The 14,746-nt window shown below is 39.5% G+C and carries 16 protein-coding genes and 1 riboswitch; of the genes, 15 read left to right on the top strand and 1 reads right to left on the bottom strand.

What is annotated here, in order from left to right; genetic code table 11:
- Positions 1-5 precede the first annotated feature (5 nt).
- The 6 genes from serC to Q0093_RS09470 all read left to right on the top strand — a co-directional run bounded on the left by serC (position 6) and on the right by Q0093_RS09470 (position 6,190).
- Positions 6-1,073, top strand: a complete 1,068-nt coding sequence (gene serC, locus Q0093_RS09495) for a 3-phosphoserine/phosphohydroxythreonine transaminase (RefSeq protein WP_294177774.1) — start codon at positions 6-8, stop codon at positions 1,071-1,073.
- A gap of 16 nt (positions 1,074-1,089) precedes the next feature.
- Entirely contained in the window at positions 1,090-2,010 is a 921-nt protein-coding gene (locus Q0093_RS09490; protein WP_297929909.1) for an NAD(P)-dependent oxidoreductase, read from the top strand.
- 121 nt (positions 2,011-2,131) lie between these two features.
- Positions 2,132-3,379, top strand: coding sequence for a DUF1015 domain-containing protein (locus Q0093_RS09485; RefSeq protein WP_297929908.1), 1,248 nt, complete (start codon positions 2,132-2,134; stop codon positions 3,377-3,379).
- Positions 3,380-3,543: 164 nt separating this feature from the next.
- Positions 3,544-4,068, top strand: coding sequence for a sigma-70 family RNA polymerase sigma factor (locus Q0093_RS09480; protein ID WP_009319258.1), 525 nt, complete (start codon positions 3,544-3,546; stop codon positions 4,066-4,068).
- A gap of 63 nt (positions 4,069-4,131) precedes the next feature.
- Positions 4,132-5,364 carry an outer membrane beta-barrel protein gene (locus Q0093_RS09475; RefSeq protein ID WP_297929907.1) on the top strand — a complete coding sequence of 411 codons (1,233 nt, stop codon included), beginning with the start codon at positions 4,132-4,134 and terminating at the stop codon, positions 5,362-5,364.
- Between the two features lie 64 nt (positions 5,365-5,428).
- On the top strand, positions 5,429-6,190 hold the full coding sequence (locus Q0093_RS09470; RefSeq protein ID WP_294177778.1) for a hypothetical protein: 762 nt from the start codon (positions 5,429-5,431) through the stop codon (positions 6,188-6,190).
- Positions 6,191-6,647: 457 nt separating this feature from the next.
- Here Q0093_RS09470 and mscL read toward each other — a convergent pair whose 3' ends face one another.
- Positions 6,648-7,088, bottom strand: coding sequence for a large-conductance mechanosensitive channel protein MscL (mscL, locus tag Q0093_RS09465; protein WP_297929906.1), 441 nt, complete (start codon positions 7,086-7,088; stop codon positions 6,648-6,650).
- A gap of 218 nt (positions 7,089-7,306) precedes the next feature.
- Positions 7,307-7,396: riboswitch (TPP riboswitch) on the top strand.
- Positions 7,397-7,467: 71 nt separating this feature from the next.
- Here mscL and thiD point away from each other — a divergent pair.
- The 9 genes from thiD to Q0093_RS09420 all read left to right on the top strand — a co-directional run bounded on the left by thiD (position 7,468) and on the right by Q0093_RS09420 (position 14,735).
- Positions 7,468-8,331, top strand: coding sequence for a bifunctional hydroxymethylpyrimidine kinase/phosphomethylpyrimidine kinase (thiD, locus tag Q0093_RS09460; RefSeq protein WP_297929905.1), 864 nt, complete (start codon positions 7,468-7,470; stop codon positions 8,329-8,331).
- 47 nt (positions 8,332-8,378) lie between these two features.
- The gene (gene thiS, locus Q0093_RS09455) at positions 8,379-8,567 is read left to right on the top strand and encodes a sulfur carrier protein ThiS (protein WP_294177781.1); all 189 of its coding nucleotides are present in this window, start codon (positions 8,379-8,381) and stop codon (positions 8,565-8,567) included.
- 80 nt (positions 8,568-8,647) lie between these two features.
- Positions 8,648-9,235 (top strand): thiamine phosphate synthase, encoded by a 588-nt coding sequence (locus tag Q0093_RS09450; RefSeq protein ID WP_297929904.1) that lies wholly within the window; start codon positions 8,648-8,650, stop codon positions 9,233-9,235.
- A gap of 11 nt (positions 9,236-9,246) precedes the next feature.
- The gene (locus Q0093_RS09445) at positions 9,247-9,876 is read left to right on the top strand and encodes a thiamine phosphate synthase (RefSeq protein ID WP_297929903.1); all 630 of its coding nucleotides are present in this window, start codon (positions 9,247-9,249) and stop codon (positions 9,874-9,876) included.
- Positions 9,869-10,636, top strand: a complete 768-nt coding sequence (locus Q0093_RS09440) for a thiazole synthase (RefSeq protein WP_297929901.1) — start codon at positions 9,869-9,871, stop codon at positions 10,634-10,636. The genes Q0093_RS09445 and Q0093_RS09440 overlap by 8 nt, the downstream gene beginning before the upstream one ends.
- Positions 10,637-10,661: 25 nt before the next feature.
- A complete protein-coding gene (gene thiC / locus Q0093_RS09435; protein WP_297929900.1) occupies positions 10,662-12,359 on the top strand; it encodes a phosphomethylpyrimidine synthase ThiC in 1,698 nt (565 codons plus the stop codon).
- Between the two features lie 6 nt (positions 12,360-12,365).
- Complete coding sequence (locus Q0093_RS09430) at positions 12,366-12,911, top strand: hypothetical protein (RefSeq protein WP_297929898.1); 546 nt, start codon at positions 12,366-12,368, stop codon at positions 12,909-12,911.
- A 4-nt stretch (positions 12,912-12,915) separates the two neighbouring features.
- The gene (gene thiH / locus Q0093_RS09425) at positions 12,916-14,031 is read left to right on the top strand and encodes a 2-iminoacetate synthase ThiH (RefSeq protein ID WP_294177787.1); all 1,116 of its coding nucleotides are present in this window, start codon (positions 12,916-12,918) and stop codon (positions 14,029-14,031) included.
- Between the two features lie 11 nt (positions 14,032-14,042).
- Complete coding sequence (locus tag Q0093_RS09420) at positions 14,043-14,735, top strand: HesA/MoeB/ThiF family protein (RefSeq protein WP_294177788.1); 693 nt, start codon at positions 14,043-14,045, stop codon at positions 14,733-14,735.
- The last annotated feature ends 11 nt before the right edge of the window (positions 14,736-14,746 follow it).

Below are 14,746 nucleotides of genomic sequence, written 5' to 3'. Positions count from 1 at the left end.
AACAAATGAAGAAGCACAATTTTTACGCAGGTCCTTCTATTCTTAGTGAATACACCATCAAAAACACGGCTGACGCCGTATTGGATTTTGCAGGGACAGGATTATCCTTGTTGGAAATATCGCACCGCAGCAAAGAATTCGTCGCTGTAATGGATGAAGCACAAGCTCTTGTAAAAGAGTTATTGGATGTTCCGTCCGGGTACGAGGTCGTATTCCTTGGAGGTGGCGCCAGTCTGCAATTCTGTATGGTTCCATTCAATTTGTTGAAAAAGAAAGCCGCTTATCTTGAAACCGGAACTTGGGCTGTAAACGCTATTAAAGAAGCCAAGCTATTCGGTGAAGTCGATGTCGTTGCTTCTTCAAAAGAAGCTAACTTTACTTACATCCCTAAAGGATATACAGTGCCCGAAGATGCCGATTATTTTCATATCACTACCAACAATACCATTTTCGGTACTGAGATGCGCTATGATCCGGACGTAAAAGTACCGTTGGTAGCAGATATGTCTTCCGATATTTTCTCACGTCCGATCGATGTTGCCAAATATAACATTATTTATGCCGGAGCACAAAAGAACTTAGCTCCTGCCGGTGTTACAATCGCAATTGTTCGGGAAGAAGCCCTCGGACATGTGGATCGTGCTATTCCTACCATGCTCGATTACCGAACTCACATCAAAAAAGGCTCTATGTTCAACACCCCTCCTTGTTTACCGGTATTCTCAGCATTGCAAACATTAAAATACTACAAGCAATTGGGTGGTGTTAAGGTGCTCGAAAAAATGAATATCGAAAAAGCGGCTATTCTTTACGATGAAATAGATCGCAACAAACTGTTTAAAGGAACAGCTAACGTAGAAGATCGCTCGATCATGAACGTTTGTTTTGTAATGAATGATGAATACAAAGATTTGGAAGAAGAATTTATCAAATTCGCAACGAGCAAAGGTATGGTCGGCATTAAAGGTCACCGTTCCGTAGGAGGTTTCAGAGCATCTATTTACAATGCAATGCCAAAATCAAGCGTCGAAGCATTGATCGATACAATGAAAGAATTTGAAAAGACTCATTAATAAGGGAAGGACGATCATGAAAATATTAGTTGCAACAGATAAACCATTTGCAGCTGTTGCTGTAAACGGAATCAAAGAGGTAGTAGAAAGTGCCGGCATTGAATTAGCTTTACTCGAAAAATACGGAGAAAAGAGTAAGTTACTGGATGCTGTTAAAGATATTGACGGCTTGATTGTTCGTAGCGATATTATCGATGCAGAAGTTCTCAATGCCGCTAAACAATTGAAAGTCGTTGTTCGTGCCGGAGCTGGATATGATAATATTGACCTTGCAACGGCAACTGCCAACGGAGTATGCGTAATGAACACTCCCGGACAAAATTCAAACGCAGTAGCCGAATTGGTATTCGGAATGGCTGTTATGATGGCTCGGAATCTGTATAACGGAACATCAGGAACAGAGCTAAAAGGTAAAAAATTGGGTATTCACGCATTTGGTCAGGTAGGCCGCAACGTTGCACGTATTGCGAAAGGTTTCGGAATGGAAGTTTTCGCCTTTGACCCTTATTGCCCTGCATCAGTAATGGAAGCAGAAGGGGTAAAACCGATTACAGACATTAATGAACTTTACTCAACCTGTCAATATGTATCATTGCATATTCCGGCAACCAATGAAACTAAAAAATCGATCGACTATAATCTTCTGAAACAAATGCCCAAAGGTGCTATGCTCATTAACACAGCACGTAAAGAAGTCATAAATGAAGAAGAATTAGTGAAAATAATGGATGAACGTCCGGATTTCCGTTACGTATCGGACATTACACCGGATAATGCATCTGTATTCGCAGAAAAATTTACAGGACGCTATTTCTTCACTCCTAAGAAAATGGGTGCTCAAACAGCCGAAGCTAACATCAACGCAGGAATCGCCGCTGCAAAACAATCGGTAGGATTTTTGAAAGAGGGCATAGACAAGTTTAAAGTAAACAAATAAATATATTTTTACGTTTATAACAAAGCGTTAAGATGACAAAGAAATCTAAATTTCTCTGTTCTCTTAACGCTTTATCCGTTTTAAGTATTATTTTCGCATATATTTTAACAAAATCTATAATATGGCTCAAATAAAACCGTTTAAAGGAATAAGACCACCCCAGAAATTGGTAGAAGAGGTAGCATCCCGCCCCTATGACGTATTGAATTCGGAAGAAGCTCGAACCGAAGCTGCGGGAAATGAAAAATCACTCTATCACATTATTAAACCCGAAATAAATTTTCCTTCCGGAACAGACGAACATGATGAGCGTGTATATGCAAAAGCAGCCGAGAATTTCCGAAAATTTCAGGACAAAGGCTGGCTGATACAGGACGAAAAAGAAAATTACTATATCTATGCACAAACCATGAACGGAAAGACTCAATACGGTCTCGTCGTAGGAGCTTACGTTCCGGATTATATGAACGGTATTATAAAAAAACACGAACTGACCCGCCGGGATAAAGAAGAAGATCGGATGAAACATGTTCGCATCAATAACGCCAATATCGAACCCGTATTTTTTGCTTATCCGGACAATAAAATATTAGACACGATCATAAAGAAATATACAGACCTAAAACCTGTATATGATTTCATAGCACCGGACGACGGATTCGGGCATACATTCTGGATAGTCGACGATGAAAACGACATCGCTGCTATTACGGCAGAATTTGCAAAAATGCCGGCACTATATATTGCAGACGGACATCATCGTTCGGCAGCAGCAGCATTAGTCGGCGCGGAAAAGGCAAAACAAAATCCAAATCATAAAGGAGACGAAGAATACAACTATTTTATGGCCGTATGTTTCCCTGCCAGCCAACTTACGATCATCGATTATAACCGTGTTGTAAAAGATCTTAACGGGTTAACACCGGAACAATTCTTATCTGCATTACATCAGAATTTCTCTGTGGAAGAAAAGGGATCAGAAATCTATAAACCCGCAGCTTTACACAATTTTTCTTTGTATCTTGCCGGGAAATGGTATAGTCTTACGGCAAAGCCGGGAACTTATGACGATAATGATCCGATCGGAGTTCTTGACGTAACGATTTCGTCCAATCTCATATTAGATGAAATTTTAGGAATCAAAGATCTCCGATCTGATAAACGTATCGATTTTGTAGGAGGAATACGCGGATTAGGTGAACTGAAAAAACGAGTAGATAGCGGAGAAATGCAGGTGGCTTTAGCCCTTTATCCTGTATCGATGAAACAATTAATGGACATTGCCGATTCCGGAAATATCATGCCTCCCAAAACGACATGGTTTGAGCCCAAGCTCCGATCAGGACTTATAATCCACAAGTTAGATTAATTCTTATTCCGAAATATATAGAAGCAATCTGGAACTTTTGATATTAAAACGATTATTAAAGTTCCAGATTCCTAAAAAAAGACAAAAAATACGTATGCGATGCAGCTATCAAATAGGAAAAAACATCTATTTGATAGTTGTTCGCAATAAATTACGCGAACCGAATGAATGAAACGCAACTTATAGAAGGTTGTAAACAGCATAATCCGAAAGCTCAAAAAGCTTTATATGATACCTATGCACGGAAAATGATGTCGGTATGCCTGCGTTACGGAAGTAATCGGGAAACGGCAGAGGATCTGTTGCAAGAGGGTTTTATCAAGGTTTTTTCTGCAATCGGATCTTTTGAGGGAAGCGGTTCTTTTGAAGGTTGGATGAGACGTATTTTTGTAAATACGGCATTAGAATATCTCCGTAAAAACGATATTCTGAAAGAGTCGGTTGAAATCGACAATACGGAAGTTTTACAAGAGGTAGATTATTCGGCGATAGAACGAATATCGGCAGACGAGTTAATGGAATTGATAGCAGAGCTTCCTCCGGGATTTCGGACGGTTTTCAATATGTTTGTCATAGAAGGCTACTCCCATAAAGAAATAGGAGATGCCTTAGGCATCACAGAAAGTACATCTCGTTCCCAGTTGACCCGTGCCAAACGACTGTTACAAAAAAAATTAGAAGAATTATAGTAGATAATTAAAAGTATAATTTCTAAAAACAAAAAGGTTTATACCTTTCAAAAACAGAGAAAGATGAACAATAAAGATTTTGAACATCTTATACAGGAAAAATTAAAAGACCACGAAGCAGAAGTTCCTGTCGGTTTATGGGAATCTATCGAAAAAGAACTGCCTCGTAAAAACGTCTTTTCTTTACCTGTATTTATCAGATACGCAGCAGCATGTATCATTGTTGCCGTATGCTCTGTTACCACGTACCTATTTTTGGAACAATCGGATAGGATACAAATCGCACAAGATCAACATTCTGCCATTCCTCAACAACAACATCCGAAAACGGAAGAACCGAATATACAAGAAACAGCGGTTTCTCTACCACACAAACCGTTGATTACTCAGGCTAAAACAACTGCTGAAAGAGAAAAAAATGTTCAGAAAGAATTATCGGAAGATATGGTTATAAATGAGATTATTACCCAACAACCGAATAATCAGAAAAAAGAGGAAAACCTGAGCAAGACTTCTCCTTCTGTTACGAAAGAAACGAATAAAGAACAGAAAAAACTTCCGAATAACATTTCCGAAGATGAATATAATCGTAAACTAAAAGAATTTGAACAAGCCGGTCAAAAAGAGGTTTTGACAGAAACCAGTTATCAATCAAAAAAAAGGAACAGTTTTTCTCTCGGATTATTGGCGGCGAATGCTCTTCCGGGATCAAAAAATACGAATAACCAACCTCTGACAAGAAGCGCTTCTATTATGGGAGATGAGCTTAGTTTATTCTCGACTCCCGAACCGTTAAAGTTCACACACAAGACCCCTATATCTGTCGGCTTGACTATTGAAAAACATCTCAGCAAACATTGGGGAGTCGAAAGTGGTATAGTTTACACACTACTGCGTTCAGACTATAAAACTCAATCATTAAGTCAAGAAGGAAAACAAGAATTACATTATATAGGTATACCTTTACAAGCAATATATCGCTTTGCCCGTGCCGGAAATTTCTCATTCTATGCTGCTGCAGGACCTAAAATAGACTTCAATGTCAGCGGACGCAGAACCGAAACTGCCAGAAACGGCATTGCATCCAGCAATGGTACGGAAGATATTCGGGATAAAAAACCGCAATGGTCATTGCAACTCAGAGCCGGAGCGGCTTATGCATTTATTCCTCAGTTAGAATTATATGCAGAACCATCAATGGCATATTACATCAATAATAAAAGCGATATTCCCGATTTGTGGAAAGATAAACCTTTGAATTTCATTTTTCAAGTAGGTTTAAGAACAAACTTTTAACAGGAATTTTTTGAGTTTTCAATAAAAAAGATCTTATACACACAAAATAAACGACAAAATAAATATGAATAAATTCTTAAAAACAGCCGGATTTACATTTACAGTTTTATCTCTGATATTGTTGACCGGATGCATCGGTGATAATGGCAATACGACACAATCTTCAGGAATAGGGACCATACAGATTTCAAACGGAATTCCTTGTATCAATTTAGATAATCTAAACGCAAAAATTACGGGAAACGGTATCAGTGCAGAAGATCGAGGTAAACGTATCTATTGCGGTTATCTGATAGATTGGGATAATCAACCGGATTCTCCTATAATACAAGCCGAGTTAAGTGATATTTCTATGTGGAATATAGAGGATTACACCTCATCTTCGGAAATAACCATTCAAGACAGCGATCCTTTGAATAATATCGCGAATCTTTCTATCACGATGGAAGTTAATGATTATGGAGACAACATTATTACATTCAGAACTTTAACGTATAAAACAGCAGAAGGAGGAACAGCGTCTTCTTTAAAACTGGTAGAAAAATTGCCAACTGAAGGAGAGGAAACCGATGCTAAAACTAAAACTGTCATGCTCATCTATGATGAAGGAACTGTAAATCAAGATGCAACTGAAGCGACATGGAGATCATTCTATCTTCCCAAAGAGGCCGGAATAACCAAACTCGTTTTCCAATTCAAAAGCTCGCAGAAACCCAACGGCGTATTTTCTGTAAAAGACGATGAAGGTAAAGTGATTGAGAATGCCTATTATACAGAATTATCTTATTCCACAGGTACGAGTACGGAATCAACAACCACAGAATAAAAGTACACAATTTACATAACTTCCGTAAAGTAACCCTGCAAAATTTTGATTTTGTAGGGTTACTTATTAAGAGCCTGTCTCAATTTTCCAATAAAAAAAATACTATCAGGTCATCTTTGCGTTTTCTTCCGGTCTGTTTTCCTGTTTTCACTCGTCAGATAGCCCGCTATCATCCTCCTAAAAACAGAAAAATATCCTCGAAAGAAACTCTCAAATCCGACCCGAGCAAAATTCAGACAGGCTCTTAGGGCATGTCTCAATTTCCCAACAAAGAAGTATTATCCGAACATTTTTGCATTTCCTTCCGGTCTGTTTTCCGTTTTCTCTCATCAGATAGCCTGCTATCATCCTCGTAAAAACGATAAAATATCCTCGAAAAAAACTCTCAAACCTGACCCGAGCAAAATTCAGACAGGCTCTTAGAGTCAGAATGATTATATTTTTTAGACAAGAATAATCATTCTGTTTTTTGTTTTTGCAAAAGGTCTCTGATCTGTGTTAAGACCTGAACTTCTTCTGAAGGAACTGGAGGTGCAGCCGGTTTTTCTTCTTCTTTTTGCCGAGAAGTAAATTTCGCCATCAATTTAATCATACAAAAAATAGCAAATGCTATAATCAGAAAATCAACGCTTGCCTGAATAAAATTTCCATAATTCAACTCTACAGCCGGTGTCACTACCTCCCCTGCAGCATTGACCTCAGCACTATGCAATGTCAACTTCAAATCCGTAAAGTTAATGCCTCCGATCAATAAACCGACTACCGGCATAATTACATCAGAAACCGCAGACGATACAATCTTTCCAAATGCCCCTCCAATAATGATACCGACGGCCATATCGACCACATTACCACGCATAGCGAACTGCTTAAAATCATTTACAAATTTCATTTTCATATTCTATCAATTTAATACTACGACAATCTTTCAAAACTTTTAAAACTCCAGAAGTATCAATAAAATAAAAACCCCGAAAGTTATTTCTAAAACAAATATAAAGATTATTTATAATATTGTGTATAAATCACTTATATTAAATTAAAGTTCATTTTCAATTTATTTTCCGATTTTAATCAAATTATAGCAATAAAACCAAACCTTTTTTCTACTTTTGTACAAAACAAAAGGGGTGCCCCAAAAGGCTGAGATTATACCCTATGAACCTGACGGATAATGCCGGCGTAGGAATTTGTTCATAGCATATATTATTACAACTGCACAGGGTCCTGCCTCTTTTGAGTTAAAACAAAACTCAAATCTAATTAGTTGAGCAAAGATGATTTATTATCCGAAATGTCTAACTATTGCAGGATCTGACAGCGGTGGCGGAGCCGGGATACAAGCCGATTTAAAAACTATGTCGGCAATTGGAGTGTATGGGATGTCTGTCATTACAGCTATTACTGCGCAAAATACCTGCGGTGTAAAAGCGATACAACCCATTGATGCTGATATTGTAACAGCACAATTAGATGCAGTCTTGAGCGATATAGGAACAGATTCTATAAAAATAGGCATGTTACACTCCGTCGGTATCGTAAAAGCGGTCATTGAAATTCTGGACAAATATACCCCTCGTTATGTCGTCCTTGATCCGGTAATGGTATCGACAAGCGGGCATAAATTGATCGAAGATGATACTATCGACATCATTCGGGAGACAATGTTTTCCCGATCGACAATCATCACTCCGAATCTTGATGAAGCCACGCTATTGAGTGCCATCCCGATTTCGGAAGAGAAAGATATGTATAAAGCAGGTAAGAAATTATTGGCAAAAGGCTGTCGGGCTGTTTTAATGAAAGGCGGCCATCTAAAAAGCAAAATAATGACAGATTTGTTACTCACAGCAGACGGAGAAGAATATATATTTAAAGCTGAAAATATAACAACTCCCAATACTCATGGCACAGGATGTACTCTGTCTTCGGCTATAGCCTCTTATCTGGCATTAGGTTATTCTCTACCCGATTCGGTAAAACGAGCAAAACAGTTTGTTACTTCGGCTATAAAAACCGGCAGTAAAGTTACAACAGGCAAAGGACATGGTCCGCTAAACCATTTTTTTGCTCCTCACTCTTTGCTTATTTTGAAAAAGGAAGATGACATTCCACCGAACTCACAACAACAAAAACAATAGTAACAACCTAGACTTGAAATTAAACAAAACAGTGTATGAAAGTATTTTTGAATCACCAAGAAATCTGTGTAGGAAGCAGAGTTACACTACGAGATCTGCTCGCTGGTCAAAGTATCACGTCGGACGGAGTAGCAGTAGCTGTCAATAACCGGATTATTAGTAAGGAAGACTGGCCTGAGACCTTCTTAGCCAACGGTGACAAGGTAACTGTAATTCGGGCTACGTGTGGAGGCTGATTCGGTTCAGTTCTTTAAAATACGATTAACCTGAAGTCCGGTTCTAATTCAAGGACCGGACTTTCAAAAAAACATACCGCATGAGACTGGTAGGAATTACCCAACCGACTTTTTTTAAAGGAGAAGCAGACGCCATAACTCTTTTGTTAGAGGGGGGACTCGATCTATTACATATACGTAAACCGGGTTCTTTGTCCGAAGATATAGCATCTCTACTATTAGATATACCCTCCTATTTGTATCCACAAATCGTTATTCATGATCATTTCGATTTAATTGATTCATTCCCCTTAAAAGGTATTCATTTGAACAGGCGCAATCCTATACGTCCATTAATATGTGAAGGATCGGTAAGCCGTTCATGCCATTCAATAGAAGAACTCAGTCATATCAAAAATATAGATTATTGTTTCCTCAGTCCTATATTCGACAGTATTTCCAAAGAAGGATACTCTTCCGCTTTTTCCAAAGAAGAACTCGTCGATGCATCATGCAAAGGAATTATCAATTCAAAAGTTTATGCTTTAGGAGGAGTAACCCCCAAAAACATTCCCCTATTGCAAAAGTTAGGTTTCGGAGGCGCTGCCGTACTCGGTTACTTATGGAAAAATGCAACTCTCCAGACTTTACAATACCGAATAACCGTTTTAAAAAATTCAATCCGCTAACAAATCTACCTATGTTACAATTTATTACTCATAGCAACGAAAAATACGATTACCTGACATCTGCAATCGAAGCATTAGAAGGAGGATGCCGCTGGATACAACTCCGAATGAAAAATATTCCGGAACAAACCGTTATAGCAACAGCATTGCAATTAAAAGAACATTGTCGGAAACATAATGCCAAACTGATTCTCGATGATCATGTACAAGTGACATTGGAAACCGGAGCGGACGGAGTACATTTAGGAAAAAACGATATGCCTCCCTCTGAAGCCCGAAAAATATTAGGAAACGGATACATTATCGGAGGAACGGCCAATACGTTCGATGATATCGAACGACTGATAAAAGAAGGAGTAGATTATATCGGGTTAGGACCTTTTCGCTATACAGAAACAAAAAAAAATTTGAGTCCTATTTTAGGAATCGACGGCTATAAAAAAATACTTACGGCTTGTAAGGAAAAAGGATATACAGTACCTATCGTTGCGATAGGCGGAATTACCAAAAACGATATACCTGAAATCATGTCAACCGGAGTCACGGGCATTGCTCTATCCGGAAGCATCCTCCGAGCAAAAAGTCCTCAAGCCGAAACTCAATCGATCATAAATCTTATAAACAAATATAACAATGAATAAATTAGTAATCGGAGACAGGGAATTCAACTCCCGCCTTTTTGTAGGTACAGGCAAATTCAGTTCTAATCCATTGATGGAAAAGGCTATTATCGCTTCAGGATCAGAGATGGTGACTGTTGCCATGAAACGTGTCGATATGCAAAATCCGGAAGACGACATCTTAGTGCATATCAACCGAGATCACATACAATTACTTCCGAATACATCGGGAGTCCGCGATGCAGAAGAGGCAATACTTGCAGCACAATTAGCAAGAGAAGCATTCGGAACTAACTTTATAAAATTAGAAATACATCCCGATCCGAAATATTTACTACCTGATCCTATAGAAACTCTGAAAGCTACTGAAGTATTAGCTAAAATGGGATTCATCGTATTACCTTATATTCAAGCCGATCCGGTATTATGTAAACGATTGGAGGAAGCAGGCGCTGCTACCGTAATGCCTTTGGGTGCTCCTATCGGAACAAATAAAGGAATCATCACCCGGGATCTCATCGAAATTATCATAGAGCAAAGTAATGTCCCTGTCGTCATAGATGCCGGTATCGGAGCACCGTCACATGCCGCAGAAGCTATGGAAATGGGTGCTGATGCCGTACTCGTCAATACGGCAATCGCTATTGCCGGAAACCCGGAACAAATGGCACTGGCGTTCAAACAAGCAGTAGAGGCCGGAAGATTAGCCTATGAATCAGGACTCGGAGCACAAAGACGGCATGCCGAAGCAAGCAGTCCCCTTACCTCTTTTCTGGATTAATTTACTTGAAAAATAAATATACGATATGAAACCTAAAAACGATATGAAAAATAGTTATCCGGGATCTGAAAAAATCTATGTTTCCGGCAAATTATATGACATTCGGGTAGGTATGCGAAAGGTAAACCTGACCGATACCGTAAAAATCATTGACGGAAAACGAATTGTAAGACGCAATGATCCTGTATATGTTTACGACACCAGCGGAGTTTACACAGACCCGAAAATAGAAATAGATTTGGAAAAAGGGCTGCCCCGCTTGCGAGAATCATGGATTACTGAGCGCAATGATGTCGAACGCCTTTCTGAAATTACATCCCAATACGGGCGTTCTCGTATGGCTGACAGGTCTTTAGATACGATTCGTTTCAAAAATGTACAACTACCCTATCGTGCCCAAAAAGGGAAAGAAATTACCCAGATGTACTACGCTAAAAAAGGAATCATTACCCCGGAAATGGAATATGTAGCCATCCGAGAAAATCTGCAAAACGAGATGCTCGGTATAAAAAGCCATATTACTCCGGAATTCGTCAGAGACGAAGTTGCTGCCGGACGAGCTATTATCCCTGCAAATATCAATCATCCTGAAGCCGAACCGATGATTATCGGTAGAAATTTTTTAGTAAAGCTAAATACGAATATCGGTAATTCGGCCCTTTCCTCAGGAATCGAAGAAGAGGTTGATAAAGCACTATGGAGTTGCCGCTGGGGAGGAGATACTTTAATGGATTTATCTACCGGAGACAACATTCACGAGACACGGGAATGGATTATCCGCAATTGTCCTGTTCCAATGGGTACTGTACCTATTTATCAGGCTCTCGAAAAAGTAAACGGAAAGGCCGAAGACCTTACATGGGAAATTTACAAGGACACTTTGATCGAACAATGCGAACAAGGGGTAGATTATTTTACTATTCATGCCGGTGTATTAAAAGCTCATGCCGAACTCATTGGAGAACGACTTACCGGAATTGTATCTCGTGGAGGCTCTATCATGACAAAATGGTGTATAAGCCACAACCAAGAAAATTTCTTATATACTCATTTCGACGAAATCTGTGAAATCGTGAAACAATATGATGTTGCTTTGTCCTTAGGTGACGGCATGCGTCCCGGATCGATACATGATGCCAACGACAGGTCGCAATTCCTCGAATTAGATGTACTCGGAGAATTAACCCAGAAAGCATGGGCTCATAATGTACAAGTCATTATCGAAGGTCCGGGGCATGTTCCCATGCAAAAAATCAAAGAAAATATGGACAGACAACTGACATCATGCCATGAAGCACCTTTTTACACTTTAGGACCGTTGACTACCGATATCGCCCCGGGATATGATCATATAACGTCCGCTATCGGAGCTGCGATGATCGCATGGTACGGTACAGCAATGATCTGCTATGTAACACCTAAGGAACATTTAGGTCTCCCCAATCGCGAGGATGTACGCAACGGCGTTATCGCATATAAGATCGCAGCTCACGCAGCAGATATAGCCAAAGGCCATCCGGGCGCTCAGATACGAGACAACGCATTGAGCAAAGCTCGTTTCGAATTCCGCTGGAAAGATCAATTCAATCTTTCTTTAGACCCGGAAAGAGCGCTGGAGTACTATAAAGAAGGCTCGAAAAACGACGGGGAATATTGCACGATGTGCGGTCCGAACTTCTGTGCTATGCGCATCAGTCAAAACTTAAATGACTGTACAAAATAAATATAAATGGAAAAAGTAACCGATTTTCGTCGATTGTTGTCCGAGTCTTTGTCACGTAAGGTTATCGACCGGATTGTTATTTCCGCTTCGAACCATCCCCAAGATTTTATTCCGTTATTGCAATTAACTAAAGACAACGAAATAAAAATTGCATGGCGAGCAATTTGGGCCTGTGAAAAATTATGTAAAATACATCCGGAATGGTTTGCCCCTTATTATGAACAACTGATACAGGAGCTATTGGCTTCTTCTCACGACGGAATAAAACGATTACGATTATCTATATTATATCAATTACCGGTAACAGAAACATTTCCTGTTACCCTTTTCGATTATTGTATCAATCATATGCTATCTCCCGGTGAAAGCATCGCCGTACAGGCTCTTTGTATGAAATTAGCCTATAAATTATGCATGCAAGAACGAGAGTTATTATGTGAATTGAAAGTTTATCTGGAGAATGTCGAACCGGAATATTATTCCGTCGGTGTGCGATGTACCCGAAAAAACATTCTCAAAAGAATCAATTCATTGCATAAAAAAGAAAAATAAGAATATGTTATTTTCTGAAGAATTAGAAAAATATTCATGGGATGAGATCACCCAACAGATCTATGCCAAAACAGATGCTGATGTAGAAAGAGCTTTAAATAAAAAGCATTTGCAAATAGACGATTTTATGGCACTAATTTCTCCGGCAGCAGATAAATATCTTGAAAAAATGGCATTTTTAAGCCGCATGTACACCCAACAACGTTTCGGAAAAACGATACAGATGTATGTACCTTTATACATTACGAATTCCTGCACAAATCATTGTGTGTACTGCGGGTTTCAGCATGACAATCCGATAAAACGGGTCATACTGAAAGACGAAGAAATTGTCAACGAATGTAAGGCTATACGCAGAATAGGTCCGTTCGAGAACTTATTAATCGTAACAGGGGAGAATCCTCGTGACGCAGGCGTCGATTATCTTGAAAATGCTTTACGACTCGCCCGCCCTTATTTTTCGAATTTGACAATAGAAGTAATGCCTCTGAAAAGCGAAGAATACTATCGGCTGACTCGATCGGGACTAAATGGTGTAGTATGTTTTCAAGAAACTTACAACAAAGATCGTTATAAGGTATATCATCCCAAAGGAATGAAATCGAAGTTCGAATGGAGAGTAAACGGGTTCGATCGCATGGGACAGGCTGGAGTTCATAAAATCGGAATGGGCGTATTGATCGGGTTGGAAGATTGGCGTACCGACACGACTATGATGGCCATACATTTACAATATCTGAGAAAACACTACTGGAAAACGAAATATAGCGTAAATTTTCCACGTATGCGTCCGTCTGAAGGACATTTCCAGCCGAATGTAGTAATGACCGACAGACAACTGGCACAGTTGATTTTTGCGTATCGCATCTTCGATCATGATGTCGATATATCGATTTCTACACGAGAAAGTCCCAACTTCAGGAACAATATTACGACTCTTGGTGTCACATCGATGAGTGCAGGATCAAAAACCGAACCGGGCGGATATTTTACTTATCCTCAAGCTTTGGAACAATTCGCAGTCAGTGACGAAAGATCTCCCGAAGAGGTTGGAAAAGCCATCAAAGAACAAGGATATGAAGTTGTATGGAAAGATTGGGATGAGGTATTCGATCGATAAATTAAACGAGTATGGAACGCTATAACCGTCAAATTATGCTTCCCGAAATCGGGAACGAAGGACAAAAGAAACTCTCTGAAGCATCAGTACTATTAGTAGGCGTAGGAGGATTGGGGTCTCCTATATCTCTCTATCTTACAGGTGCAGGAATAGGACGTATCGGATTAGTCGATGCAGATGTTGTTTCAGAAAGTAATTTACAACGACAAGTCCTGTACACCGAACAAGAGATAGGATTAGCGAAAGTAGAATGTGCGAAACGTCGCCTTCTGGCTTTATCAGGGAACACACAAATCGATACATACCAAGCATTTTTTTCAGAAAAAAATGCCATGAGTTTAGTCGAGGAATATGATCTGGTTATAGATGGATGCGACAACTTCGCTACACGTTATTTGATAAACGACTGTTGTGTTACAGCAGGAAAACCTTATATATACGGAACAATCGGTGAATTTTTCGGTCAAGCATCCGTATTCAATTATCAAGGCGGCATGACTTACCGAGATCTTTACCCCGACGAACAAGAACTGATCTCTAAACCCCGTACAATAAATGGTGTCATAGGTGTAGTTCCGGGTATTATCGGTTGTATAGAGGCTTCGGAAACCATTAAAGTGATCACCGGATGCGGAAAACCGTTACGTAACCGGCTGTTTACAATAGATGTCCTTTCTATGCAATCCGAGATACTGGAATTTTGACATTCTTTCAT

The organism is uncultured Coprobacter sp. (genome assembly GCF_947855755.1).
In the GTDB taxonomy this organism is placed as follows: domain Bacteria; phylum Bacteroidota; class Bacteroidia; order Bacteroidales; family Coprobacteraceae; genus Coprobacter.
The sequence above is the reverse complement of the archived record's forward strand: the minus strand, read 5'-3'. Positions and strand labels throughout refer to the sequence as shown.